Origin of the sequence: Bordetella sp. BOR01, assembly GCF_019218885.1 — a bacterium.
GTDB lineage: Bacteria > Pseudomonadota > Gammaproteobacteria > Burkholderiales > Burkholderiaceae_B > Bordetella_A.
In genome coordinates, this window is record NZ_JAHUWT010000001.1 from 1,505,762 (window position 1) to 1,531,600 (window position 25,839).

Below are 25,839 nucleotides of genomic sequence, written 5' to 3' on the forward strand. Positions count from 1 at the left end.
GGTTCGCGTGGAACCCATAAAAAAATCAGGAGGATGACAATGCTGTTGAAGACTCTGGCCCGGTTCTGCCTGGGTATCGCGGCTGCATGCAGCCTGGCCGCCAATGCCGGGGCCGCCGATTGGCCGCAGCAGCCCATCAACCTGGTGGTCGGGTCGCCGCCGGGCGGGTCTACCGACTACCTGGCGCGGCTGCTGGCCGACCCCCTGGGCAAGGAACTCGGCCAATCGGTCGTGGTGGTGAACAAGCCGGGTGGCTCGGGCAACCTGGGCAACGGCTACGTGGCCAATGCCCGGCCCGATGGCTATACGCTGGTGTTCGGCTACAACGGCTACCTGGTATCGAACCCGCATCTCTTCAAAGACCTGGACCTGGATCCCGTGAAGCGATTCACGCCGGTGGCCTTTGTTGCCAGCGCGCCGCAATTGCTGGTGATCAGCAGCAAGGCGCCGTTCCAGGATCTGCCGGGCCTGATCCAGCATGCCAAGGCCAACCCCGGCAAGCTGAACTACGCATCGTCCGGCCAGGGGTCGATCCCTCATGTGGGCGCGGTGATGCTGGAACAGATGGCGGGTATCTCGATGGTGCACATCCCGTTCAAGGGCGCGGGTGATGCCATGCAGGCCGTGGCGGCCGGCACCGTCGATTTTTACATCACCAGTCCGGCTGGCGCGATGGGCCAGGTCAAGGCCGGGCTGGCCAAGCCGATCGCGGTGTCCGGCGACAAGCGGCTGGACGCCTTGCCCGACGTGCCGACCGCGGCAGAGCTGGGCCTGGATGACTACAACGTGGGATCCTGGTTTGCCATCTATGGCCCCGAAGGCCTGGATCCGGCCATTGTCGCCAGGCTCAATACGGCGTTCAACCGTGTGCTGGACACCGAGAAAATCCGCAAGGGCGTGCTGAGTGCCGGCATGTATGTGGACACCATGTCGCCCGACGAACTCGGAAGCTACACCGGCGAAGAGTTCGAACGCTGGGGCGCGATCATCAAGCAGGCCGGCATCAAGCTGGACTGACCACCGACAAGGAACGAACGATGGCAAAGGTATGTATCGTGGGATGCGGCGCGATGGGCTCTGTGTACGCCGGATTGATGGCGGCGGCCGGGCACGAAGTGCATGCGGTCACGCCATGGCAAGAGCACGTCGACGCCATCAACGCCAATGGACTGCGCGTATCGGGCTATAGCGGCGATCGCGTGGTGCGGCTGGCCAGCGCGTCGACCGGTACGCACGACATCGGACCTTGCGACCTGGTCATCATCGCCACCAAGGCCTTCGACGTCGAGGCGGCGGCGCGGTCGGCAGGGGCGCTGATGAATGCGGACACGGTGGTGCAAACCATCCAGAACGGCGTGGGCTCGCCCGAGCGCGTGGCGCGCTATGTCGACCCGGCGCAACTGGCGGTGGGCGTGGTGGGTGGCTACGGCGCCTCGATCCCCGAGTGGGGCCATGCACACCATAACGGCCTGGCGGTGACCTGGTTCGGGGCCTATGCCAGCCTGCCGCGCGCCAGTCTAAAGGCCTCGGCTGAAATCTGGCGCTCGTCGGGTTTCGAGGTGGCCCTGCACGACGACGTCTCCAGCATGGTCTGGAAGAAGGTCATCATGAACGTGGCGTATTCGGGCACGGCAGGGCTGACCGAATTGACGATTGGCCAGATCATCGAGCACCCCGAAGCCTGGCGCATCGCTTCCGGTTGCGCCCAGGAAGCCGTCGATGTGTCGCGCAAGCTGGGCGTGGAACTGGGGCTGCCCGACCCCATCGCACACGTGCGTGCCCTGGGCGGCAAGATCCCTGGCGCCCGGCCATCGATGCTGCTCGACCTGCAAGCGGGGCGGCGCTGCGAAGTCGATGCCATCAATGGCGCCATTGTCAGGTTGGGCCAAGAGTACGGCGTGCCCACACCCATCAATGATGTCGTGGTGGCGCTGATCCGGGCCAAAGAGTCGATGGCAATCGATGCGGCGCCCGTTGCCCGGGCTGGCGCACACTGAAGACATCTTCCTGTCATAAAACCATCGGCGCGGCGTTCCTGGAACGCCGCGTTTTCATTTCGTCGAGAAAAACCGGAGATTCATCGAAAAATTGCTGCGTTTATCCGAATTCTGCGCATTAATCGCACTTGTCGGATTGTTGCGGTGCGGCGTAACTGCGTGGGCACCGGTAAAAACGGAGAACAAGATGGCCGGTGGCATGAAAATTCGTCGAAAACTCGCGTACAGGCGCCACATCCTGGTGTCGTCGGTGGCAACGGGCTTGCTGGCAGGCACCTCGCCCGCCACGGCCGCATGCACCGAATCCGGCGGTTGGCAGTGCGACTACAAGCCGGGCGAGACCTACACGACCATCCAGGGCAAGAGCGAGGCGGGCTACAGCCCGCCGCACAGCAACGGCACCACGAATGCCGGCGCCGGCCCCTCCATCACCATCAACGATGCCGGTGCAAGCTTCACCGTGTCCTCGGGCTTCGATACTTACCGGGGCGTGCTGTACGGCCAGACGTTTGGCGGGCAGGGCGAAGACGCGGGCAACGGAGGGGGCGCAGGCAGCGTCAACATCACGAGCTCCGGCAAGATGGCGGTGAGTGTCGACGGCGCCACGGACAGCAATGGCAATGTGACGAGGTCCACCCCGCGCGCTTTCATCACCGGGATATCGCAGGGCGGCGCCGGCGAGCTCGACGACAACGACGACAACGACTCCAATGGTGGTACAGGCGCAAATGGCAACGATGTCAGGGTCTCCGTGTCGGGCTCTTACGAGGTCGACGGCACCATCGCCGAGAATTTCGAAGGGGTGCTGGCCCAGAGCGGCGGCGGCCAGGGCGGCCGGCAGAACAGTGCGCTGTTCGACAATCAGCATGGCGGCACGGGCGGTACGGGCCAATTGGCAAAGGTCCAGAATAGCGGCTCGATCAAGATCGGCGCGCAAGCGCCCATCCAGAGTTCCGCCGACCTGGTCAGCGGTATCCGGGCCTGGTCTTTCGGCGGCTATGGCGGCCATTACAACGGAGATGCCGGGGCAGGCGGCACCGTAGAGGTCGATCACTATGCCGGCGCCGAGCTGCAGGTGCGCGTCAACACGACGACCGCGGAGCAGGAAATCTACGGCATCCTGGCCGAGAGCGACGGTGCCCACGGCTATCACTCCGAAGACAACGACGATCGGGGCGGGCAGGGTGGCAACGCCGGCACGGTTACCGTCAATGTCAATAGCGGCATCTCGGTCGATGTCACGGGCGCCAGGCTCGAGCACGGTGCCGCCGTCCATGCCGCCAGCCAGGGCGGTAAAGGCGGCGAGGGTCCGAACGGCAATACCGGTGGCGACGGCGGCGATGCCGGCGCCGTCACCGTGGCACTCAAGCGCAGCGGATCGGCATACGAGATCGCGACTTCGGGCACCGCGGTCAGCGGTGTGGTGGCCATCAGCCGCGGCGGGGAAGGCGGCGATGGGGCCGACAACACGGCCGTGGCCGGCCGGTCCGGCGGCGGCGGGTTCGGTGGCGATGGCGGCGAGGTTCAGGTGAACGCCGATAGCAACATCCGTATTACCACCAGCGGCGACTTCGCCAGCGGCATCGTGGCCATGTCGCTGGGCGGAGGCGGCGGCACGGGCGGCGAATTCACCGGCATCATCGGCGGCGGTGCGGGTAATGGCGGCAATGGCGGTGATGCCGGCAATGTGAAGGTGACCAACTACGCCGATATCGACACGCAAGGCGAGCACGCGTACGGGATCCTGGCCCAGTCCATCTCGGGCGGCGGCGGCGCGGGCGGCGTGGCCGCCGGCCTGGTGCTGGAAGTGGGCGGCGACGGCCAGGCGGGCGGCACGCCCGGCGAGGTGGCGGTGTCCAATGGCGGCACCATCACCACCACCGGGTATGGGTCGCACGGCATCGTGGCCCAATCGATCGCCGACGGCGGGGGCGCGGCCGGCGGCGCCGGAGGCATCATCGCGATTGGCGGAAATGCCGATTCGGAACACGAGTCCCATGGTGGCAAAGTGTCGGCGGCCAACTACGGCACCATTTCCACCCGGGACGATGCCGCGAAGGGCATGCTGGTCCAGTCGGTTGGCGGAGGCGGCGGCAGCGCGGCGGGCACCGCGGGCATCCTGAGCGTGGGTGGGCAGGGCCAGGCCGGCGGCAGCGGCGGCGAGGTCCAGGTCACGTCCATTGGCACGATCACCACGGCGGGCGAATTTTCGCACGGCGTGGCTGTGCAATCGATCGGTGGCGGCGGCGGCGATGGCGGCAATGCCTTCGACCTGGCCATCGTCGCGGGTATCGGCGTGGGCGGTGTCGGCGAAGGGGGCGGTGACGGTGGCGCGGTTACCGTGTCGGGCAGCGAGCAAGCCAGCATCATCACCACGGGCTACGGTGCCAAAGGCCTGCTGGCCCACTCGGTGGGCAAGGGCGGTGGGTCCGGCGGCTTTGCGTTCGGTGCCGGCATTGCCGACCTGACCTTCCAGATGGGCGGCGACGGCGGCGGAAGCGGCTCGGGCGGAGTCGTCACGGTCGATCGATCAAACCTGCATATCCAGACGGCCGGAGGCTTGGCCACCGGCCTGGAGGCGCAATCGATAGGCGGGGGCGGCGGCACCGGAGGCGCCGTGGTCACCGACACCCTCGGCATCGAAGTCAACTTGAACATGAGCGTGGGCGGCGCCGGTGGCGTGGCCGGTGATGGGGGCGCGGTCAATGTGGCGCTGGACCAGAGTTCGATCACGACGACCGGCAGCGTCGACCTGACCGGCGATTCCGAAGATGACGACGATACCGACAATACAGACGCGGATGGCGCTACCGCCATTCTTGCCCAGTCGATCGGCGGCGGCGGGGGCAATGGCGGCAATTCCATCGTCGACAACTTCATTCTCGGCATACCAATCGAGGCAGGCGTGGGGGTATCCATCCCGATCAACCTGACCATCGGCGGCGAGGGTGGCGCAGGCGGCGACGGCGGCGCTGTCAATGTCGATATCGCCAATACCGCCTTGACGACCCATGGCCAATATTCGCGCGGCATTCACGCCCAGTCGGTTGGCGGCGGGGGCGGAAACGGCGGGGATTCCTCCGTCTATTCGCTGGCGGTCGATTTTCCCGACACCGTGAATGTGCAGCTCCAGGCCTCGGTGGGCGGCCAGTGCGCGGACGACAATTGTGTGGGCGGCAACGGTGCGGCAGTCGACGTGGACTTGACGAACAGCGCCATTTCCACCGCGGGCGACTACGCGACTGGCGTACTGGCGCAATCGATCGGCGGTGGCGGCGGATCGGGTGGGGCGGCGTACTCGTCGAGCTATGCCTTCGGTACCTATGCCAGCGTGTCGGCATCGACCGCCGTCGGCGGCAAAGGCGCCGTCGCTGGCGATGGCGGCCTGGTCAACGTAAGCCAGGACGCGGGCAGCAGTATCGTCACCACCGGGTCAGGCGCGCGGGGGATCGTCGCGCAATCGGTGGGCGGTGGGGGCGGAGAATCGCAAGGGGTTTCCGCAGTGGCTTCCCTGGGGGGACACCTGTTGCCCGGCGAAGAGACTGTAGTGCCGTCGTTGACCCTCTCGGTGGCCGTCGGCAGAGAAGGCCCTGGTGGAGGCGACGGCGCCGCCACTGCGGTCCACAACGCGGGCATCATCACGACGCTGGGCCGCAATAGCGACGGGATCATGGCGCAGTCGATCGGCGGCGGCGGCGGCCTGGGAGGCTCTGTCGGGGCTGGCTACGACTCGATACTGAATAACGTCTCGGCCTTGGTCAACCACATCCGAACCAATGGGCGGCGGCTGAGATTCAACACCAGCGGCCGGATGTCGGTGGGCGTGGGCGGCACCGGTGGCGCGGGCGGGCAGGGCGATCTGGTCACCGTCGTCAATCAGGGCGACATCACCACGACAGGCGACTACGCCGACGGCATCGTGGCACAGTCGATCGGCGGCGGCGGTGGCGAGGGTGGCCTTTCCTCGGTCGATGGCAAGACCTCGCTGTATTCCGGCGTGCTTTCCATCGGCGGCAGCGGCGGCGGCGGCGGCCTGGGCGGGCAGGTGGACATCGATCTGCAGGATGGTTCGTCCATCCTGACCCGGGGTGGCACGGCCTATGGCGTCCTGGCGCAGTCGATCGGCGGCGGAGGCGGCCTGGGCAACATGGGATCCGCCATCTTCAGCGGCACGATGAATATCGGTTCGGGCGTGGGCGGACACGGTGGTGACGGCAGCGATGGCGGGGCGGTCAACTTCGCGGCCAGCGGCAACAATATCGTGCAAACGCTGGGCGACGGCTCGCATGGCGTCGTGCTGCAATCCGTGGGCAACGGCGGCGGTGCCGGCGGCACCGCCGACTACGGCGCGAACTCATTCATACTGGATTATTCGCTGGTGATGTCGCTGGGCGGCCACGGCGGCAATGCCGGCAACGGCGGAACCGTGACGGCCTGCGGCTACCAGGTGGAGTGCTCGGCCGTCAATATTTCGACTGCCGGCGACCAGGCTGCCGGATTGATTGCGCAATCCGTCGGCGGCGGCGGGGGCGTGGGTGGGATAAACACCATTTCCAATCCCAAGCGGGTCTGGGGCGCGATCAGGCCCTTCAACATTGCCTTGGGATTGGAACTGGGCGGCAAGGGCGGCACGGGTGGCGATGGCGGCAACGTTGTCGTCGAAGGTGACTTCTCCATCGGCACCCAGGGGGATTTCTCGCCAGGCCTGCTGGCGCAGTCCGTCGGCGGCGGGGGCGGGACGGGTGCGGCCCAGGCGCTTTACCCTTGGGAAAACGGCCTCAACGAAGGCGAGCACACGACGACCCAGCTCACGGTGCATGTGGGGGGGCGTGACGGAGACGGCGGCGATGCCGGCGTGGTCTCTCTGCAGAACAACGGCGATATCGTCACCCTGGGCGACGTATCGCATGGCATGGTGGCCCAATCGATCGGCGGGGGCGGCGGGGTGGCGGGAGCCGTGGTGAAACAGCTGGGCAGCGACGATACCAGCGATCCCAGCGGCGCTCTTCCCTCCGAATCAGAAATGTACCTGAATGTCGGCGGAGATCCCGGTGACGCTTCGGCCGACGACGGCGATGATTCCGGTGACACCGCAGAGTCGGTGCGGGGTGTCGGCAATAGCAATCCGCTGAAAGAGCAGGACGCCGTGTCGATCGCGGCGCTGGGCTCGGTAAGCACCGGCGGCGATTGGGCCATGGGGATACTGGCTCAATCCATAGGCGGCGGGGGCGGTGCAGGCTATGTCGGTTCGAATACCCAGGGCGTGTCTTCCCCCACCGTCGGGGCCGCGAACGTGGGCGGCGGCGAGGGCAGCAACGGGTATGGCGGCGATATCGCCTTGCGGGTGGACGGTGCCGAAGATACGGGCATCCTTACCGCCGGCAATGGCGCGTACGGTATCCTGGCCCAATCCATAGGCGGAGGCGGCGGCCTGGCCGCGGTGCTGGCTTCCGGAACGGGTATCAAGATGAATGTCGGGGGCGCCCAATCTTCCGACTCGTCCCATACCCAGACCGGTGGCAAGGTCAGGCTGTATGGATCCAAGACGATCGTGACGAACGGCGCTGATGCCCATGGCGTGGTGCTGCAGTCGATCGGCGGCGGCGGCGGGGTGGCCGGCATGAGCTTGCCGGCCGACGGCGGCAGCGTGGCCGGAGACATCCTGGTGGGCGGCACCGACTATGGCGACGCGCAAGCGGTCACGGTCGACAATGCCGTCTTGCGTATCGGCACGGCCGGCGATCGCGCCTTTGGCCTGGTCGCGCAATCGATAGGCGGTGGTGGCGGCATCGCCACGGCGGGCGCCGGCGTTGGCCTGTCGCAAGTGACACTGGGCGGGCAGGGCGACGCGGTTGGCCATGGCGGCGATGTGACGGTAAGCCTTGCCGGTGGCAGCCAGATCCAGACGCAGGGACGTGGTTCGCACGGCGTGGTTGCGCAGTCCATCGGTGGCGGCGGCGGAATCGCCGGCGACCCTTCAGTGGGCCCGCTGGCCGTGGCGCCCTCGGCTGCCGACGGCGGCCCCGACGCGGGCGGAGGCAACGGGAATGATGTGTCCTTGTCCATCAACGCCGACATCGTCACCAAGGGCGATAGCGCGTTCGGCATCCTGGCGCAATCCATAGGCGGCGGGGGCGGACTGCGCGGCGACTCGTCGACGGCATCCGCGGGTTCTACCGGTACCGGCCGCACAGGCAAAGGCGGCATGATCCACCTGACCCAGAACGGCAATGTCTTGGCCACCGGCAACGATTCGGTGGGCATTTTCGCCCAGAGCCAGGGCCCGACCGCCGATGGCGGCATCGACCTCACCCTGAATGGCACGGTCGCCGGTGGCAGCGGCAACCAAGGGGCGGGCATCTGGCTGGTGGGGGGCAACCAGAACTGGCTGGCGGTGCAATCGGGCGCGCACGTATCGGCGGACTCGGGCGTTGCCATACGCTATGACGGTACTCGTTCCACCAGCGCGGGCAGTGTCCTGACGCTACAGAACCAGGGTGTCATCGAGGGCGATATCTTGATGACCAACCTGGACAGCGATGCGGCGGGAACGATCAACAACGCGGGCGAGATTACCGCCGGCATGGCCGCGAAGGCCGCCACGCCCGGCCCGACCGGCGGGGTATTGGTGGGCGCCCGGCGCTACGATGCGAACGTGGTCAACGACGGGACGCTCATCATCGGCCACAACAGCATCGTCGACAGTACGGCGATTTCCGGCGACTTCAGGCAGGGCGGTCAAGGCACCCTGGTAGTCAACGCCGATTTCGAGCGTCGCAGCGCCGATCTGCTGCATGTCAAAGGCGATGCCGAGCTCGATGGCAGACTGGACATCGCGGCCCTGTCGCTGATGCCCAAGCGCCGCGTCACGGTGCTGACGGTCGATGGCCAGGCAACCGGCCAGTTGGCGCCCAGGCAATCGCCGATTTTCGATTACGCGCTCCATCGCGACGGCCAGAACTACCAGTTGTCGGTCGATGGGGCGGACTTCGATGCGCCCGCGCTCGGGCTGGGGTCCGGGCAGACCGCGTTGGCTGGCCACCTGCAAGAGATCTGGGATGCCGGCGCGCCCGGCCAGTTCGGCAGGCTGTTCGCGGCGGTGGACAACGTCGCCGTTCAGGGCCAGGGCAATTACCGGCAGTTGCTGTCCAATCTGTCGCCCGATGTCATGCTGGCGCCCGCCACGCAGATGCAGGCCAGCATGAGGCGCTTCGGCAGCAGCCTGATGAGCTGCCCGTCCTTCACCGGCAACGATGCCATGACGGGCGAGGGCGAATGTGTCTGGGGGCAGATTTCGTATCGCGAATCGAACCAGGACCGCATAGGCGACGCCGCCGGTTATTCCGGCAACAGCACCACCTACCAGGTGGGTGCCCAGAAACAAGTGGCGCCGAACTGGTTCGTCGGGGTATCGGCCGCCTACCAGAACGATTCGCTGCGCAGCGATGGCGGCCGGGTCGGCAGCAAGGGCGACAGCGGTTTCCTGGGCGTGGCCGTCAAGCGTGAAATCGGCCCCTGGCTGCTGGCGGCGGGCCTGAGCGGCAGCTACGGCAGCTACGACACCCGGCGGCAGGTCGGCGTGGCCGGCTTCAACGGTAAGGCCTCCAGCGATCCCGACGTCTACAGCGGCGCAGCGCGGCTGCGGGTGGCGCGTACCTTCGCGTCCTCCTCGTTCTACCTGAAACCCTATATGGACGTCGATGCCATCTATTCCCGCATGCCGGGCTACCAGGAAAAGGGTAGCGACCTGGGCTTGAAGATCGAGGGCAGCGACCAGTTCACCTTCGCCTTGTCGCCCACCCTGGAAGTCGGCGGCCGGGTAGATATCAAGGGGGCGACGTTGCGGCCCTATGCCTATGTGGGCGCCACCTTCCTGACCGACGACGAATGGAAGACCAAGGCCCGCTTTGCCGGCGCACCGGACGGCAGCCGCGGCTTCCAGACCTCGTTGCCGATCGACGATTCCGTGGCGCGGGTCGGGGCCGGCATGCAGATCTCGACCCAGGGCGGGGTGGACGTGCGCCTGCAGTACGAAGGCGAGTTCTCCAGCCATGCATCCAGCAACAGCGCTTCCCTGAAGGTGGGCATTCCGTTCTGATCGGCCCGGGTACGTACTTTTATATATATAAAAATCATTAAAATGTATTTTTCTATATATACAAATAATGAAAGAATCAGGCTTAGGCTTGGTTCTTTCATGGTGCGTACCCCTTATGAAACGCTTTTCTCTCATGTTTGCCGCCGCGGCGATCGCGGCCGGCGCCTCTTTTGGCGCGCACGCCGCCGCGCCCCTGCTGACCCCCGCTGAATTGAACAGCGCGCGCACCGACGCTTCGGTGCGCATCATCGATATCCGGCCCGCACAGGAATACGCCGCCAACCATATTCCCGGCGCCCTGTCTGCGCCTTACGGGCAATGGCGCGGCCCGGCCGACAACCCGGGGCAATTGCCGCCCGTGGACAAGCTGGCCGAACTGGTGCGCAGCCTGGGCGTCGACCAGGGCATCCACGCCGTGGTGGTGTCTTCCGGTGCCGACGCTACTGATTTCGGCAGTTCGGCCCGCGTGTACTGGACACTGAAATACCTGGGCTTGTCCGAGTTGTCGATTCTCAACGGCGGGGTAAAAGCCTGGACCGACGCCGGCCTGCCGCAAGACCAGGCGGTGCCCACGGTGGCTGCCAGCAGCTACCAGCCGGTGCTGGACCGCTCGCTGATCGCGACGCAAGACCACGTGCTGGCGCAGATCGACAACCCCAAGGCGCAATTGGTCGACGCGCGTCCGTCGAACTTCTTCCGCGGCGAGGTCAAGGCGCCCACCGCCAAGGTGCCCGGCACCATCCACAAAGCGCTCAACCTCGAGCACAGCAAGTGGTTCAAGCCCGGCACCGCGATCTTCGTCTCGCCCGAAGAGGCCAAGGCCATCGCCGCCAGCTCGCTGCCCGAGCCTGCCGACGAAACCATTTCGTTCTGCAATACCGGCCACTGGGCGGCCACCGACTGGTTCGCGCTTTCCGAAGTGGTGGGACAGAAGAACGTGTCGCTGTATCCCGCGTCGCTGGCCGACTGGACGCAGGCTCCCCAGGCGCTGCCGATGGACAACGTACCCGGCCGAGGCCAGCAGATCTTGAAAAGCCTGAAGGACCTGGTCAGCTAACACCCTCCCTGGCAGCATTCATTCCATGACGCGTTTTCCGCTCGCGGCCATATTGGCCGCCTTTTTTCTTGCCCTGGCCTGGTTCGTTTCATTACGCCAGGCAGTGCTTTTCCTGGTTGGCATCGGCATGGGCGGCGTGCTCGCCGGCGCTCGATTCGGCTTTACCACTGGCTGGCGGCGCCTGATCGAACAACGCGACCCCAGTGGCGTGACGGCGCAGCTATTGCTGCTGGCCGCCGCCGCCGCGGTGTCCATGCCCTTGCTGGCGGCGTTTCCCACTGACCTGGGCGCGGCGCTCGGCCCGCCCAGCATCAGCCTGCTGGTGGGCGCCTTCGTGTTCGGGGCTGCGATGCAGGTCGCCGACGGCTGCGGTTCCGGCACGCTGTACAAGGCAGGCATGGGCGTGCCCCTGAACATGGCCATATTGCCGGTCTTCGCCATCGGCAGTTTCCTCGGCTCGGCCCAGCTCGAGCAGTGGCTGCAACTGGGCGCGACCCGCCCGGTAAGCCTGGTGGCCACCTTCGGTCCCTGGGAGGCCTTCGGCCTGACCTGCGCAGGCTTGCTGCTGCTGGGCCTGGCTGTCCGGGCCTGGGTGGGCAAGGGCGCCAGCTGGTTCAACCGGCGCCTGCTCATCGGCGCCATCCTGCTGGCGGTACTGGCGATATTGAACCTGCTGATCGCCGGCCAGCCGTGGGGCGTGGTGTACGGCTTCGGACTGTGGGCCGCCAAGGTCGCCACGGCCGTAGGTGTGTTCGACCCGGCCGCCAATGCGTTCTGGAGCCAGCCCGTCAACCTGAACAATCTATCGCAGTCGGTCTTCCTGGACGTCACGTCCATCACCAACATCGGCATCTTGGCGGGCGCCTTGCTGGTCGCGGCGGGGAAGTCGTCTGCCGCGTCGCGGCGCGCGCCGCTGACTACCCGGCAATGGGTGGTGGGCATCATTGCCGGTTTCCTGCTGGGCTATAGCTCGCGCCTGGCGTTCGGCTGCAATATCGGTGCGATGGTCAGCGGTATTTCCACCGGCAGCCTGCACGGGTGGATCTGGGTGCCATTGGCTTTCTGCGGGTCGCTGATCGGCGTGCGCATCCGTCGCCACTATGCTTTCTAACCGGACATGCACACCATGAAAAAACGCGTATCGCGATTGGGCGTTGCATTCTGGCTCGTCCTGATCGCCTTTTTCGCCTGGGACTGGGCCGCATCCGAGCCCGTCAATGTCAGGCAAGAACCGCCGCTGATCGCGGCTGGTTCGGGCAAGGCGCCTTCGGGCGGCCATTGCGCTTCGACGTTCTAGCCTCTATCCCGACGGCCGGCCGCCGCGATCAGGCGCCCGCCGCCGGGCCCAGGAACTTCCATGTGGCCGTGGCATGCGCCTGCAGCCCGCCATCCGCGTCCGTCAGGCGTGATTCCAGGAAGCAGATGCCGCGGCCCCGCCGCAGCAAGCGGCCTTCCGCGCAGACGCGCCCACCGCGGATGGCCCCCAGGTATTGGGTTTTCATTTCCAGCGTCATGGCCGGGCCTTGCAGGTGGTTCAGAAAATGGCCCATGGATACGTCCAGGGCCAGGGCGATGATGCCGCCGTGCAGCGAGCCTTGGGGGTTGAACATGAAATCGCGAACCTCGAACCCGACCCGGCAGCAATCATCGTGGTAGGCAAGCTCGAAGCCCAGCAGCCGGGCCAGGAAGAAGCTGCCGAAAGCCTGCTCGTACGTATCGCGCGCGTGGCAGAACGCGCCCTCGGCCGCGGCGATGTCGATATGGCGTGGTTTCATGGCGCGGCATCGCCGTCCAGGATACGCACCACGCGACGCTCGGCCAGGCCAGCAACGGCGGCGGCGTCCAGCCCGCACCATTGCGACAGCGCCTGGCCGGTATGTTCGCCATGCCGGGGCGGGGCGCTATGGCAGGCCAGTGGCCGGTCGTCGAACCGGAACGGGCTCAGGATGTTCTGCACTGGCCCCGCACTGGCATGGGGCAGGGTCACGACCATGCCGCGTTGCGTCAATTGCGCGGCTTCGCACACTTCGCCCACGGACCGGATAGCCCCGCACGGCACGCCGGCACGCACCAGCCGTTCCAGCCAGTGGGCACGAGGCTCGCCACGCAGGCGCGCCTCGATTTCGGGCACCAGGGCAGCGCGATGCGCAACGCGGTCCGGCGCCGCGCGAAAGCGCGCATCTTGCGCCAGGCCGGGCAGATCGACGGCATCGCAGAACAGTTTCCAGAACTTGTCGTTGGCCACTCCCACGTTGAGCCAGCCATCCGCGGCGCGAAACGTCTCATAAGGTGCGATGGTTGGATGGACATTGCCCCGGCGCTCGGGTGAAGACCCGGTGGCGAAATAGATGCCCGCATTGAACGTCAGCAGCGATGCCATGCAGTCGAGCATCGACAGGTCCACCGTACCGCCCATGCCGCTGCGTTGCCGCTCGATGACCGCGGCCAGAATGCCCTGGGACGCGTACAGGCCGGTGACGAGATCGGCAATCGAGGTGCCCGCCTTGGTCGGCGGGCCGTCCGGAAAACCCGTGATGTCCATGAAGCCGCATTCGCCCTGGATCACCAGGTCGTATCCGGGGCGATCGGCATCCGGGCCGGTACGGCCAAAGCCGGTGATGGAACACAGGATCAGCCGCGGGTTGGCGGCGCGCAGCATTGCGCGGCCCAGTCCCAGGCGCTCCAGCGTGCCCGGCCGGAAGTTCTCGACCAGCACGTCGGCCTGTTCTGCCATCTGCACGATCAGTGCGCGGCCTTCTTCCGATTTCAGGTCGATGCAGCAACTCTGCTTGTTGCGATTGACCGACAAAAAATAAGCGCTTTCGCCGCCGACAAAGGGCGGGCCGAACGCGCGGCTGTCGTCGCCGGCGCGCGGCTCTTCGATCTTGATGACCTCCGCTCCCAGGTCGCCCAGAAGCATGGTGCAAAATGGTCCCGACACCACTCGGCTCAGGTCGAGAATGCGGATTCCTTCTAGCGGTTTCACAGCGCGGTATCCCGTTGCAGCCAAGACTTGGCCTGTGCCAGCAACAATAGTCGAGCCGATCGAGCCGATCCAATTGATAGTCGTTATTCGACTATTCGTTTTATGGATGGCCCATGCACTGCTCATCCAACATTCAGCGTATCAATTAAGGCATACAGTTAATCCATTGGATGAATGGTTGGGCCTCATCTATTGTTCATCCCAGCCTAGCGGCCGATTCGCGGTCCGCGGCGCCAACATTGCATTCACAGGACTGGCTATGGCAAATACTGAAGAGCTCAAGCGCAAGATCACGGTCGTGATGTTCGACCAGTACGGTACGGTTGTCGATATGCAGAAGGGGTTGACCGAGATGGCGGCGCCTTTCTTGCGCGACAAGGGATGGAGCGGCAATCCAGGCTCGTTCGTGACCTGGTGGCGGCGCACGCATTTCGAGAATTCGATGATCGATGCGCTGCTGCACAAGGAACACACGCCTTATCGCGAGATCGGCCATCGCGCCGTCGCCTACACCATGGACCGTGCCGGCATTTCGTACACGCAGGACGAAGTCGAATACCTGGTCGGCTGCATCGAACGGCTGACCTGCTTCCCGGACGTACCCGAGGCGCTGGCGCGGCTGCAGACCCGGTACAAGATCGTCGTGCTGTCCAACGGCGACCCGGACATGCTGGAAACGGCCAGGCAATACCATGGTGTGCCGTTCGACCGCGTGATCTCTGTTGCCGAGGCCAACAGCTTCAAGCCCCACGTGGCCACCTATGCCAAGGCGGCAGAGATCGTGGGTGTGCGCATGGACGAAGTGCTGTTCGTGGCCAATCACGCCTTCGACTGCCTGGGCGCCAAGGCCGCCGGCATGCACAGCGCCTTCATCGATCGGCGCAAGCGTCCGTTCGGGGGCACCCCGCATCAGCCCGACCTGTGGATCGACGACATGAAGGGCCTGGCCGACATCATGGTCTGATTCGGCAATCGGCGTGGCTGCCAGCCGCCCGGGCGCCGGCAGGGTTATGCTAAGCGGCCCAATCCCTGGAACATCCGGGCATCTCGGGCTTCCTTGTCACGATGAATCTACGTTCGATCGACCTGAACCTGCTGGTGATTTTCGACGCGCTGATGAGCGAGCGCCATGTCACGCGCGCCGCCCGGCGCGTGGCCATGAGCCAGCCCGCGATGAGCAATGCGCTGTCGCGCCTGCGGCATATCTTCAAGGACGAGCTGTTCGTGCGCACGGCCGGGCGCATGGAACCCACCCCGCGTGCCCTGGAACTGGGGGCCTCGGTGCAGCAGATCCTGCGCCAGGCAGAGCGCCTGATGGCCACCGATGTGGCTTTCGACCCGCAGACGTCCGACCGAGAATTCCACGCTCGCCTGTCCGACCTGGTCAGTTACCTGGCGCTGCCGCGCATCATGCAGCAGCTTCGAAGCCAGGCGCCGCAGATGACGCTGAACATCGTGCACACCCCGCCCGACGAGACCCTGAAGGCACTGGAGTCCGACGAACTCGACTTCGCGCTCAGCATGGAGCTGGACCATTCCAAGTCGATCCGCTCGGCGCCGCTGTTCGAGGACCAGATGTGCTGCGTCATGTGCGCCGATCACCCGCTGGCTGGGTCGAACCTGACCATGGCGCGCTTTCTGCGCTATCGCCACATGCGCGTGGCCATGAGCCCCACGGATATCCGCTTCGTCGACCATGTGCTGGTGCAGAGCGGCAAGCGCCGGCACGTGGCCCTGACGGTGCCGCACTGGCTGCTGGTGCCGCGCACCCTGATCGGCACCGACTTGCTGGCCGTGGTGTCGGGCAAGCTTGCGCACGAATTCACGGCCGCAGGGCGCATCGTGGCGAAACCGCTGCCGTTCGATTCGGCGCCTTTCAAGTGGCAGATCTATTGGCATCGCCGCTACGACAAAAGCACTGCCCATGCCTGGCTGCGCCAGGTCGTGCTGTCGGCCTGCTCCGCGCTCTAGGGCAGCGAGGCCAGCCTGGCTGATTATTTGAATATCAAATAATCAGATCACAACAATCAATTGGATCAATTTATTCCGCATCGCTATAGTCGATCGGAAAGCTGCCGCATGGGCGACATATCCGGCCGAGCAGCGCAGGCAGCCAACAGGAAGGCCATGGAGACATTTCGCAATTACATCGGCGGGCAGTATGTCGACCCGGCTTCAGGCCAGTGGATCGATAGTATCGACCCGTTCCTCAATGCCCCATGGTGCCGCATTCCCCGCAGCAATGCCGACGATGCGGACGCCGCCGTCGCGGCCGCCAAGGCCGCATTCGATAGGCCCGAGTGGCGCGGCATGACGGCTACCGCGCGTGGCAAGCTGCTGCGCCGCCTGGGCGATCTGGTGGCCGCCAACGCGCAAGCGCTTGCGCAGATCGAAGTGCGCGACAACGGCAAGCTCATCCAGGAAATGTTGGCACAGCTGCGCTATATCCCCGAGTGGTACTACTACTACGGCGGCTTGGCCGACAAGGTGCAGGGTGCCGTCATACCCATCGACAAGCCCGATTGCATGACATACACGCAGTACGAGCCGCTGGGTGTCGTGGCGGCCATCACGCCGTGGAATTCCCCGCTGTTCCTGCTGGCCTGGAAGCTGGCCCCGGGCCTGGCCGCCGGCAACACGTTCGTCATCAAGCCGTCAGAGCACGCCAGCGCGTCGACGCTGGCATTCGCCCGCCTTGCCCACGAGGCCGGCTTTCCCGCCGGCGTGATCAACGTCGTGGCCGGCTTCGGCACCGAAGTCGGTGCGCGGCTGGTCGAGCATCCCGACGTCGCCAAGGTGGCGTTTACCGGTGCCGATGCCACTGGCCGGCGCATCAACGAGACCTCAGCGCGTACATTCAAGCACGTCACGATGGAACTGGGCGGCAAGTCGCCCAACATCGTGTTCGCCGACGCGGACCTGGATATGGCCGCCGCCGGAGTGATGTCGGGCATTTTTGCGGCCGCAGGACAGACTTGCATCGCCGGGTCTCGTCTGCTGGTTGAACGGCGCGTGCATGACGCGCTGCTGGAAAAAGTGGTCGGCCTGGCGTCGCAGGCGAAGCTGGGCGACCCATCGGACCCGGAAACCCAGATCGGCCCGATTGCCAACCAGCTGCAATACGACAAGGTGTTGTCGTGCATCGCGGCGGCGCGTCAAGAGGGCGCCGTGCTGGCCCTTGGGGGTGGTGCGCCGGGCCGGCCCGGCTGCGCCCGCGGGCTGTTCGTCGAACCCACCGTGTTCAGCGGCGTGCACAACGGCATGCGCATCGCGCGGGAAGAAGTGTTCGGCCCGGTGCTGGTCGTCATTCCTTTCGACGGCGAAGACGAAGCGGCGCACATCGCCAACGACACGCCGTACGGCTTGGCCGCGGGCGTGTGGACGCGCGACATGGGCCGGGCGATCCGCATGGTGAACCGCATCCGCGCCGGCACCGTGTGGGTCAACACTTACCGCGCAATGAGCTATATGGCGCCGTTTGGCGGAGTGAAGCAGTCGGGCCTGGGGCGCGAGAGCGGCACCGAGATGATCAAGGAATACCTGCAAATGAAGACCGTCTGGCTATCGACGGCAGCCAGCGGCCCGGCCAACGCTTTTGTGATGCGTTGAGCGCCTGGCCATCCATCCGCTTTCTTCCCCGGCGCATCACGCGCCCTAAACATAGAGACGTATCACCATGCCTCAAGCCAAGATCTACGGTATTCGCGAGCATCTCGTTCCCGTGCGTGCCGCGCTTTCGGAAGCGGTCAATGAATCGATCTCGCAAGCTTTCAATTTTCCGCGCGAGCGCAAGCTGCAGCGCTTTTTCCCCATGGATGCTGAAGACTTCTTCTATCCGTCGCACGAACGTTCGGAGCGCTACGTCATCATCGAAATCGAGACGTTCGAAGGGCGCAGCAAAGATACGCTGAAAGAGCTGGTGCGCCAGATCTACCAACGCGTGCCCGAGGCTACCGGCATCGAACCCCGCGACATCGACGTCATTGTCTCGGAGCAGCCGCGCCATGCCTGGGGCCTGATGGGCGAGAACGGCGACGAGATCAAGTTGACCTACCGGGTCGAGGTCTAGCGGGCCGCGATTCTTTTCAAGAAAACAGACGGGTCGGGAGACAGCATGAAACTACACACGTTCCGGTGTGCAACGGCGCTTGCCGCGTGCGCGCTTTTCACCACTATCGCCACCGCCGCGGCAACCGCAACCGAAGACTATCCATCCCGCCCGATCCGGTTGATTGTTCCTTTCGCGCCGGGTGGCGGCGCCGACGTGCTGGCCCGGATTGTCGGCCAGAAGCTGGGCGAGAACCTGAAGCAGCCGGTGTTGATCGAGAACCGGTCCGGCGCCGGCGGCAACCTGGGCACCGACCTCGTCGCCAAGGCCGAGCCCGACGGCTATACGCTGGTGCTGGGCGTGGTCGGGCCGATTTCCATCAACGTCAGCCTGTTCGACAGCCTGCCGTACGACCCCGTGAAAGATCTGGCGCCCATTACTCAGGCAGTGATGGTCACCAACCTGCTGGTCATCAACCCGGGCCTGAAGGTCGACAGCGTGGCAGAACTGATCGAACTGGCCAAGAGCAAGCCGGGCACCCTGTCGTTCGCGTCGGGAGGCACCGGCACCGCCGGCCATCTGGCCGGCGAACTGTTCAAGACCATGGCAGGCGTGGATATCACCCATGTGCCGTACCGGGGCAGCGGTCCGGCCATCAATGACCTGATTGGCGGGCAGGTTCAACTGTTCTTCGACAACATGCCGTCGGCATTGCCGCAGGCACGCAGCGGCCGCCTGAAGGCCCTGGGCGTGACCACGGCCAGGCGGTCGAGCGCGGCTCCCGATATCCCCACCATTGCCGAATCGGGCCTGCCTGGCTTCGAAGCCAACAACTGGTATGGCTTCCTGACCGCCGCGGGCACGCCCAAGCCCATCATCGACAAGCTGAACCGGGAAATCGTGCGTGTCCTGAACATGCCCGACGTGAAAGAGCGGCTGGTGGCGATGGGAGCCGAGGTGATCGGAAATACGCCCGAAGAGTTCGCCCTGGTGATCCGCGAGGAAATCCCGAAGTGGCGCCAGGTGGTGCAGGACTCTGGCGCGAAAGTGAATTGATTCCGTCCAATCGAAGGTAAATCATGAGCAAATTGGAAAGACTGACAGGCCGCACTGTGATCGTTACCGGTGGCGCCCAGGGGATAGGCCGCGCCATGGCGCTGGGCCTGGTGTCGGAAGGCGCCAAGGTGGCAATTGTGGATATCGCCGAAGACGCGGCGCGCAGCCTGGTGGAGTCGATCGGCGCGGAGCACGGCGCTGGCCGCGCACTGGCCATCCGGGCCGACATCTGCCAGCCCGATGAGTGCGCGCGGGTCGTGGCGCAAGCGGTGGAGCGCTTCGGGCAGGTGGACGGGCTGGTCAACAATGCCGGGCGCGGCATGACCGCCATTCGCAGCGATTACCTGGATCGGCCCGTGCCGTTCTGGGAAGTGGACGCCGACCGCTGGCAAGCCCTGATGGACTTGAACGTGCGCGCGCCGTTCTTCCTGGCCAAGCTGATCGCCCCGCGATTGGTCGCCCAGAAGTGGGGGCGCATCATCAATATCACCACCAGCCTGGACACGATGTACCGGGCCGCCTACACCCCTTACGGGCCTTCCAAGGCCTGGCTGGAAGCCGCTACGGTGGGCTGGGCGCGCGACCTGGAAGGCACCGGGGTCACTTGCAATGCCTTGATCCCGGGCGGGGCGGTGAATACCGCGTTCTTCGACAAGAGCGCACCCTTGCAGCGTGATTCCTTGATCCAACCCGAAGCGATGGTAGCGCCGGCCTGCTGGATCTTGTCGGATGAGGCTGGGGGAATTTCCGGACACCGTTTCGTGGCGCGGCTGTGGGACCGGAACCTGGCCGATGCCGACGCGGCAAAGGCCGCGGGTAGTCCGGCCGCCTGGCAGATGCTGGGATCGCAGTCGCTTTGGCCAGGGGCCAAGCCGGTGCAATAGGGGCGGAGGAAAAGCCCACTTCTCGCACTGCTTTATCGGAACGAGCGGGGGGCCGAAAAACAGGAAGGCCTATTTCTAGTAGAATGCACGGCTTCAGTCAATCTACGGCCTGACGGCCGGCCAAACGCTGCGCAAGCAGCGCCATTGTTGTTTTCAAAATCATCCACATACCCGGATGTAGCGCATGGCAGCCGAATTCGCGTAAGGCGATAAAGCGGTCGTGCGATGGGTAGCGCTGGAAAGAGTAACTCCCATTCGATCTGTCCGAAATAAGTTCGGCATGTTGAACTGCTTGGTTTTACTGCGTTGGCGACACGCTTGCCAACGGTGCTTCTATTGTGCGCGCTGACCGAGCATTGCTTGGTTTCTTATTTTTGCTTACGCAGTAAGCAAAAATAATCGCGTTTCTGATGAATGGATCGTCGTCCCCGCGGTTCACCGGGGGCTGGGCCATTTATCGAAATCTTGAAACGAGCGATCCGTCGTTCTTTCAAACGTGGAGGAAGTTCCCCTTGAAAAGACTTAACCAATTTGGCCTCGGCATAATGCTGACTGGCGCTGCGATCATTGTGCCCGCCCATGCGTTCACGCCAGAATCCAGCGACCCGATCAAGATCGTGGACAACAATTGGTCGAGCCAGAAGGTGCTCGCTCGCGTCGCGCAACAGTTGCTTGAAAAAGTCGGCTATGAAACCAAGATTGTGCCGTCCGACAGCCAGGGGCAGTTTGCGGCCATGGGGCTGGGCGACCTGGACCTGCAGATGGAGGTCTGGGAAGGCACGATGAACGACAGCTTCATGAAAGAAGTCAAGGCTGGCCGCATGGTCGACCTGGGCAGCCACACCGCCACGACGCGTGAAGACTGGTGGTATCCGGACTACATGGAAGAAATCTGCCCCGGCTTGCCGGACTGGAAGGCGCTCAATGCGTGCGCCGCCAAGTTCGCGGCTCCCGAGACGGCCCCTAAAGGGCGTTATCTGGCCGGACCGGTCGATTGGATCAAGCACGACAAAGAAAAAATCGAAGCCCTGGATCTGAACTTCACCGTGGTCAATGCCGGCTCTGCCGCTGCCTTGTTTGGCGAATTGAAGTCGGCCGCCTCGCGCAAAGAGCCCATTGTGCTGTTCAACTGGGCGCCCAATTGGGTGGGGGCTGCATTTCCGGGGAAATTCGTCGAATTCCCCGACCACGAAAAAGCCTGCACCGAAGATCCAAAGTGGGGCGAGAACCCAGACAAGACCTACGACTGCGGATCACCCAAGGGCGGCTATCTGAAGAAGGCAGCCTGGTCGGGCTTTGAGAAAAAGTGGGCTTGCGCCTACCAGTTGGTCAAGAACATCGACTTCACCGGACCGATGATCGACCAAGCCGCTGCGCTGGCGGATGTCGACGGCTTGTCGCATGACGCCGCCGCCACCGCGTGGATTGAAAAGAACCAGAAACAAGTGGCGGCCTGGATGCCGGCTTGCGCCAAGTAATACCTGGCGGCGCGTGACCGCGATCATGCGGGCCACGCGCCTTTTCTGTTGGACTGCGAGCGCATTGTGCGCGCGGTCCCGGCTCAATATTCGCACTTTCCGACACTGCGCAGTTTTTTTGTATTGAATCAGCCCTGAATTGTTGATGCCGCTGATCCTGTCGGAAAGTGACTGCGCCTTTGCGCATTGACTTGGCAGATCCCGCTATGAGCGATTCAGTAAAAATTTCCTGCAAAAACCTGTGGCAACTATTCGGCAAGGGCGCCCACGGCTTTCTCGACAGACACCAGCACGACCCCAGCAGCGCCGAGCTGGCATCGGCGGGTTTGATCGCGGCCGTACGCGACGTCAGTTTCGACGTCTACGCGGGCGAGATCCTGGTCATCATGGGCTTGAGCGGCTCGGGTAAATCCACGCTCATCCGTTGCCTGACGCGGCTTACCGAGCCCAGCGCCGGCCAAGTGCTGTTCGACGGCGTCGATCTGTTGCAAGCCTCGCGCCGCAGCCTGACCGATATACGCCGGCGCAAAATGGGCATGGTGTTCCAGCACTTTGGCCTGCTGCCGCACCGCACCGTGTTGGACAATATCGCTTTTCCGCTCGAGATCCAGAATGTGCCCAAAGAGGCCCGCCTGGCCAAGGCCAGCGAATTGCTTGCCACCGTGGGCCTGCAAGGGCGTGAACACAATTTTCCGCGCGAATTGTCGGGCGGCCAGCAGCAACGTGTCGGCATTGCGCGCAGCCTGATTGGCGAGTGCGACGTATGGTTCCTGGATGAGCCGTTCTCGGCGCTTGATCCATTGATCCGGCGCGAGATGCAAGATGAATTCGTCAGCCTGCAATCCCGGCTGAACAAAACCATTGTGTTCGTCACGCATGACTTCGACGAAGCCGTCCGCCTGGGCAACCGTATCGCCATCATGAAAGATGGCCGCCTGGCGCAGATCGGCACGGCTGAAGACCTGCTAATGGCGCCGGCCGATGACTACGTGAAAAAATTCGTGCAGTATGCGCCGCGTGCGAAATTGATTACGGCGCAAAAGATAATGGCGCCGGTAAACCCTGGCGATATCGGCCTTGCCGCGGACCAGGGCGCCATCAAGAGCACCGACGTGCTGGAAAGCATCGCGCGGCGTGTCATCGAGGCCGATCGGGCTTTGCCTGTCGTCAACGGCGCGGGCTTGCTGGTGGGGCAGGTCAGCCGTGAACACCTGGCACGGGCGCTGTTCCAATGACTCACGCCGCAACTTTACCCAACGATGCTGTCAGCCACGCAGGCCCTGGCGCGCATCGATCTGCCACCACCATCCCCAGCGCCGCGGCGCAACCTCTGGGCGAGCGTTTCAGGACGGTGCGCCACAGGCCTTTGTATTGGGTCGCTGCGCTGGCCATCATCGTGCTGGGCCAATTCGCAGTAGGCCGGCTGGATTGGGTTGCACGCTATCCGTCTGACTGGATCTTGCCCCTGAAAGACTGGATCGATTCTTTTTTTGAATGGCTGGTGTATGGCGTTCGCTTCTTTGAAGGCACCTGGCTCGAGTTCACCCCGCGTGACCTGACCCGGGGCCTATCAGGTTTGCTGGCGCATCCGTTGGGGCTGTCGGAGTCGCTGTTCTTTTCCGGGTTCTCGGCACATGTTCCCGCGCTGCCATGGATCACGGTGGCCGGCCTAGCCGCGCTGCTGGGGCATTGGCTGGGCGGCTGGCGCAGCGCGTTGCTGGGCGGCGCGGCATTCACCTATCTGGCATTGTTCGGCGTGTGGAAGCCATCGATGCAGACGTTTGCCCTGGTGCTCGTGACGGTGCCCCTGGTCTTCTTGGTCGGCCTGGTGGCCGGGGTATTGATGAGCAAGAGCCGGCACTTCAAAAGTGCGGTGACTCCGCTGTTCGACATCTTGCAGAGCATGCCGCCGTTTGCGTATCTGGTGCCCATTGTGGTGCTGTACGGCGTGGGCGATGTGCCCGCCATGATAGCGACCGCGTTATTTGCAGTGCCGCCGGTTGCCCGTTGCATCGCGCTGGGGCTGGACAGTGTCCGCCACGGGGTGCTCGAGGCGGGCCGCATGATGGGCTGCACGCGCTGGCAATTGCTGTGGCAGGTGCAGATGCCGGCCGCACGCTCGGTGTTATTGGTGGGCTTGAACCAGGGCATCATGCAGACCCTGGCCATGATTGTCCTGGCCGCCTTGATCGGCGCGTCGGGCCTGGGCAGCGAGTTGCTGACCTCGCTACAGTCGCTGCGCCTGGGCGAAGCGCTGGAGCAAGGAATCGCGATCGTCGTGATTGCCGTCGTACTGGACCGCTTCAGCCGCGCCTATGCGTTGAAGCAACCCGTGTATGTCGACACCAGCCTCAGCTGGCGGCGGCGCCATCCGTATGTGGTGCTCGCCTTGGCGTTCTTGGTCGCCAGCTTGTTGCTGGCTCGCGTGCTGCCGGACCTGGCGCTGTTGACTGATCGGTACAGCATCACCTCTGCACCGTACTGGAATGCCGCCATCGATTGGATCAACGTCAATCTGTATGGATCGGTCCAGGTATTTCGCAATTTCACGCTGCTTGAGATCCTGATTCCCACGCGCAATTTCTTCCAGGCGATTCCCTGGGTCACCTTTGTCGGCTTGGTGGCTTTGCTGGGCTATCGGCTGGGCGGCTGGCCCGTGGCGCTGATCGCCGGCCTGCTTATTCTGTTTCCGGCGGCAACGGGTCTTTGGCATGAAGCGATGACCACGCTGTATATGATCGGGACAGCGGCCGCGGTTTGTGTCAGCGTGGGGTTTGTCATCGGGCTGGGCGCATCGCGTACCGCGGGTTGGTCTCGTTTCGCGGCGGGCGTGTGCGATTTTTTTCAAACCTTCCCGTCATTCATCTACCTGATTCCGGTCGTGATGTTGTTCAAGGTAAGTGACCTGTCAGCCATTATCGCGGTGCTGCTGTTCGCCGTGGTGCCGATGATCCGATACACCATATTGGGGCTGCGTGGCGTACCCACACCCATCATCGAGGCCGCGACTCAACAAGGCGCGACGCGGCTGCAGCGGCTGGTGAAGGTGGAGCTGCCGATAGCGCTACCCGAAATCATGCTGGGCGTGAACCAGGTCATTTTCATGGCCTTGTTCATGGTGGCGATCACCGCCTTGATCGGGACTCAGGACTTGGGAGCCGAAATCAACGCGGCGCGTTCGGGCAATGAAATCGGCAAGGCTTTGGTCGCGGGCCTGTGTATCGCATTCCTGGGAATTGCCGCTGACCGCTTGATCGGCGCGTGGGTCAAACGCAAAAAAGCCGAGCTGGGATCGGCCTGAGGCACGCCCGGGCAGGGCGGGGCGCGCCGAACCTCATCGGATGCGCCACGCCCTGTCAGGATGGCTGGGGCCGCTGCCGGCTCAGCCGCGCCGAGCTGCTTCGATTGCAGCGATGTCGATCTTCGTCATTTCCATCATGGCGTCGAAGGCGCGCTTGGCCACCTTTGGATCAGGGTCGGCGATAGCGGCTGTCAGGACTCGCGGCGTGATCTGCCACGACAATCCCCATTTGTCTTTGCACCAGCCGCAGGCGCTTTCCTGGCCGCCGTTACCAACAATGGCGTTCCACAAACGGTCCGTTTCAGCCTGGGTGTCGGTCGCAACCTGGAACGAGAAGGCCTCATTGTGCTTGAATGCGGGGCCGCCGTTCAGGCCGAGACAAGGCACGCCCAGCACCGTGAACTCGACCGTCAAGACATCGCCCTGCTTGCCCGCCGGATAATCGCCCGGCGCGCGAAGAACAGCGCCCACGGCGCTGTCCGGAAAAGTTGCGGCATAGAACTGCGCAGCGTCCAGCGCGGCGCCGTCGTACCAGAGACAAATCGTGTTCTTGGCGACCATCTTGGCTCTCCTGAAGTGGGGGAAGAAGGAGTTGGCAGCGGGTTGAACTCTGATCTGGTCCGGCGTCGGGTTTCTTTTCAGGCGGCGTGTCGGGTGGTGGGTTGTACGCCGAGGGCCTTAGCAATGAGTGCTTGGCGTCTATTCGTCGACGTATTGTAGGCAACGTACTACATGGCATCAATCGGTTGGCGACGTCAGAAACAAAAAAGCCTTGGAACACGTTGTGTTTCCAAGGCTTTTTCGTCTGGAATTTTGGTGGAGCGGAGGAGGATCGAACTCCCGACCTTCGCATTGCGAACGCGACGCTCTCCCAGCTGAGCTACCGCCCCAATCAAGCGCAGAAATATAGCATATTCCAAAATTGTGCAGCAAA

18 protein-coding genes and 1 tRNA gene are annotated in these 25,839 nt (G+C 64.2%); 15 read left to right on the forward strand and 4 right to left on the reverse strand.

What is annotated here, in order from left to right:
* The first annotated feature begins 39 nt into the window (after positions 1 to 39).
* The 6 genes from KW845_RS07275 to KW845_RS07300 all read left to right on the forward strand — a co-directional run bounded on the left by KW845_RS07275 (position 40) and on the right by KW845_RS07300 (position 12,449).
* Entirely contained in the window at positions 40 to 1,017 is a 978-nt protein-coding gene (locus KW845_RS07275) for a tripartite tricarboxylate transporter substrate binding protein (protein ID WP_218368460.1), read from the forward strand.
* Between the two features lie 20 nt (positions 1,018 to 1,037).
* The gene (locus KW845_RS07280; RefSeq protein ID WP_218368461.1) at positions 1,038 to 1,997 is read left to right on the forward strand and encodes a ketopantoate reductase family protein; all 960 of its coding nucleotides are present in this window, start codon (positions 1,038 to 1,040) and stop codon (positions 1,995 to 1,997) included.
* A 199-nt stretch (positions 1,998 to 2,196) separates the two neighbouring features.
* Entirely contained in the window at positions 2,197 to 10,095 is a 7,899-nt protein-coding gene (locus KW845_RS07285; RefSeq protein WP_218368462.1) for an autotransporter outer membrane beta-barrel domain-containing protein, read from the forward strand.
* 115 nt (positions 10,096 to 10,210) lie between these two features.
* Positions 10,211 to 11,152: a sulfurtransferase gene (locus tag KW845_RS07290; RefSeq protein WP_218368463.1), complete on the forward strand. Its 942-nt coding sequence runs from the start codon at positions 10,211 to 10,213 to the stop codon at positions 11,150 to 11,152.
* Between the two features lie 25 nt (positions 11,153 to 11,177).
* On the forward strand, positions 11,178 to 12,263 hold the full coding sequence (locus KW845_RS07295; protein WP_218368464.1) for a YeeE/YedE family protein: 1,086 nt from the start codon (positions 11,178 to 11,180) through the stop codon (positions 12,261 to 12,263).
* A gap of 15 nt (positions 12,264 to 12,278) precedes the next feature.
* Entirely contained in the window at positions 12,279 to 12,449 is a 171-nt protein-coding gene (locus KW845_RS07300; RefSeq protein WP_218368465.1) for a hypothetical protein, read from the forward strand.
* A 28-nt stretch (positions 12,450 to 12,477) separates the two neighbouring features.
* Here KW845_RS07300 and KW845_RS07305 read toward each other — a convergent pair whose 3' ends face one another.
* On the reverse strand, positions 12,478 to 12,927 hold the full coding sequence (locus KW845_RS07305) for a PaaI family thioesterase (protein ID WP_218368466.1): 450 nt from the start codon (positions 12,925 to 12,927) through the stop codon (positions 12,478 to 12,480).
* Positions 12,924 to 14,138 (reverse strand): CoA transferase, encoded by a 1,215-nt coding sequence (locus KW845_RS07310; protein WP_218368467.1) that lies wholly within the window; start codon positions 14,136 to 14,138, stop codon positions 12,924 to 12,926. The genes KW845_RS07305 and KW845_RS07310 overlap by 4 nt, the downstream gene beginning before the upstream one ends.
* A 259-nt stretch (positions 14,139 to 14,397) precedes the next feature.
* On the opposite strand from KW845_RS07310, the gene KW845_RS07315 reads away from it, so the two are divergent.
* The 9 genes from KW845_RS07315 (at position 14,398) to KW845_RS07355 (ending at position 24,905) form a co-directional block, all read left to right on the forward strand.
* Entirely contained in the window at positions 14,398 to 15,102 is a 705-nt protein-coding gene (locus KW845_RS07315; protein WP_218368468.1) for a haloacid dehalogenase type II, read from the forward strand.
* Positions 15,103 to 15,203: 101 nt separating this feature from the next.
* A complete protein-coding gene (locus tag KW845_RS07320; protein WP_218368469.1) occupies positions 15,204 to 16,109 on the forward strand; it encodes a LysR family transcriptional regulator in 906 nt (301 codons plus the stop codon).
* Between the two features lie 156 nt (positions 16,110 to 16,265).
* Positions 16,266 to 17,747, forward strand: coding sequence for an aldehyde dehydrogenase (locus KW845_RS07325; RefSeq protein ID WP_218368470.1), 1,482 nt, complete (start codon positions 16,266 to 16,268; stop codon positions 17,745 to 17,747).
* Positions 17,748 to 17,814: 67 nt separating this feature from the next.
* On the forward strand, positions 17,815 to 18,207 hold the full coding sequence (locus KW845_RS07330) for a tautomerase family protein (RefSeq protein WP_218368471.1): 393 nt from the start codon (positions 17,815 to 17,817) through the stop codon (positions 18,205 to 18,207).
* A 45-nt stretch (positions 18,208 to 18,252) separates the two neighbouring features.
* Positions 18,253 to 19,242 carry a tripartite tricarboxylate transporter substrate binding protein gene (locus KW845_RS07335; protein WP_218368472.1) on the forward strand — a complete coding sequence of 330 codons (990 nt, stop codon included), beginning with the start codon at positions 18,253 to 18,255 and terminating at the stop codon, positions 19,240 to 19,242.
* 23 nt (positions 19,243 to 19,265) lie between these two features.
* The gene (locus tag KW845_RS07340) at positions 19,266 to 20,126 is read left to right on the forward strand and encodes an SDR family NAD(P)-dependent oxidoreductase (protein WP_218368473.1); all 861 of its coding nucleotides are present in this window, start codon (positions 19,266 to 19,268) and stop codon (positions 20,124 to 20,126) included.
* 410 nt (positions 20,127 to 20,536) lie between these two features.
* Positions 20,537 to 21,604 (forward strand): ABC transporter substrate-binding protein, encoded by a 1,068-nt coding sequence (locus KW845_RS07345; protein ID WP_255592417.1) that lies wholly within the window; start codon positions 20,537 to 20,539, stop codon positions 21,602 to 21,604.
* Between the two features lie 206 nt (positions 21,605 to 21,810).
* A complete protein-coding gene (locus KW845_RS07350) occupies positions 21,811 to 22,839 on the forward strand; it encodes a glycine betaine/L-proline ABC transporter ATP-binding protein (RefSeq protein ID WP_218368474.1) in 1,029 nt (342 codons plus the stop codon).
* Positions 22,836 to 24,905 (forward strand): proline/glycine betaine ABC transporter permease, encoded by a 2,070-nt coding sequence (locus tag KW845_RS07355; RefSeq protein ID WP_218368475.1) that lies wholly within the window; start codon positions 22,836 to 22,838, stop codon positions 24,903 to 24,905. The genes KW845_RS07350 and KW845_RS07355 overlap by 4 nt, the downstream gene beginning before the upstream one ends.
* A gap of 81 nt (positions 24,906 to 24,986) precedes the next feature.
* Here KW845_RS07355 and KW845_RS07360 read toward each other — a convergent pair whose 3' ends face one another.
* Both KW845_RS07360 and KW845_RS07365 read right to left on the reverse strand, forming a co-directional pair.
* Positions 24,987 to 25,466: a VOC family protein gene (locus KW845_RS07360; RefSeq protein WP_218368476.1), complete on the reverse strand. Its 480-nt coding sequence runs from the start codon at positions 25,464 to 25,466 to the stop codon at positions 24,987 to 24,989.
* 253 nt (positions 25,467 to 25,719) lie between these two features.
* A tRNA-Ala gene (locus KW845_RS07365) sits at positions 25,720 to 25,795 on the reverse strand.
* Positions 25,796 to 25,839: the final 44 nt, after the last annotated feature.

Excerpts from the sequence above, each read along its gene's own strand:
- KW845_RS07275 (WP_218368460.1), top strand. The coding sequence starts at position 40 with ATGCTGTTGAAGACTCTGGCCCGGTTCTGCCTGGGTATCGCGGCTGCA.
- KW845_RS07280 (WP_218368461.1), top strand. The coding sequence starts at position 1,038 with ATGGCAAAGGTATGTATCGTGGGATGCGGCGCGATGGGCTCTGTGTAC.
- KW845_RS07285 (WP_218368462.1), top strand. The coding sequence starts at position 2,197 with ATGAAAATTCGTCGAAAACTCGCGTACAGGCGCCACATCCTGGTGTCG.
- KW845_RS07290 (WP_218368463.1), top strand. The coding sequence starts at position 10,211 with ATGAAACGCTTTTCTCTCATGTTTGCCGCCGCGGCGATCGCGGCCGGC.
- KW845_RS07295 (WP_218368464.1), top strand. The coding sequence starts at position 11,178 with ATGACGCGTTTTCCGCTCGCGGCCATATTGGCCGCCTTTTTTCTTGCC.
- KW845_RS07300 (WP_218368465.1), top strand. The coding sequence starts at position 12,279 with ATGAAAAAACGCGTATCGCGATTGGGCGTTGCATTCTGGCTCGTCCTG.
- KW845_RS07305 (WP_218368466.1), bottom strand. The coding sequence starts at position 12,927 with ATGAAACCACGCCATATCGACATCGCCGCGGCCGAGGGCGCGTTCTGC.
- KW845_RS07315 (WP_218368468.1), top strand. The coding sequence starts at position 14,398 with ATGGCAAATACTGAAGAGCTCAAGCGCAAGATCACGGTCGTGATGTTC.
- KW845_RS07320 (WP_218368469.1), top strand. The coding sequence starts at position 15,204 with ATGAATCTACGTTCGATCGACCTGAACCTGCTGGTGATTTTCGACGCG.
- KW845_RS07325 (WP_218368470.1), top strand. The coding sequence starts at position 16,266 with ATGGAGACATTTCGCAATTACATCGGCGGGCAGTATGTCGACCCGGCT.
- KW845_RS07330 (WP_218368471.1), top strand. The coding sequence starts at position 17,815 with ATGCCTCAAGCCAAGATCTACGGTATTCGCGAGCATCTCGTTCCCGTG.
- KW845_RS07335 (WP_218368472.1), top strand. The coding sequence starts at position 18,253 with ATGAAACTACACACGTTCCGGTGTGCAACGGCGCTTGCCGCGTGCGCG.
- KW845_RS07340 (WP_218368473.1), top strand. The coding sequence starts at position 19,266 with ATGAGCAAATTGGAAAGACTGACAGGCCGCACTGTGATCGTTACCGGT.
- KW845_RS07345 (WP_255592417.1), top strand. The coding sequence starts at position 20,537 with ATGAATGGATCGTCGTCCCCGCGGTTCACCGGGGGCTGGGCCATTTAT.
- KW845_RS07350 (WP_218368474.1), top strand. The coding sequence starts at position 21,811 with ATGAGCGATTCAGTAAAAATTTCCTGCAAAAACCTGTGGCAACTATTC.
- KW845_RS07355 (WP_218368475.1), top strand. The coding sequence starts at position 22,836 with ATGACTCACGCCGCAACTTTACCCAACGATGCTGTCAGCCACGCAGGC.
- KW845_RS07360 (WP_218368476.1), bottom strand. The coding sequence starts at position 25,466 with ATGGTCGCCAAGAACACGATTTGTCTCTGGTACGACGGCGCCGCGCTG.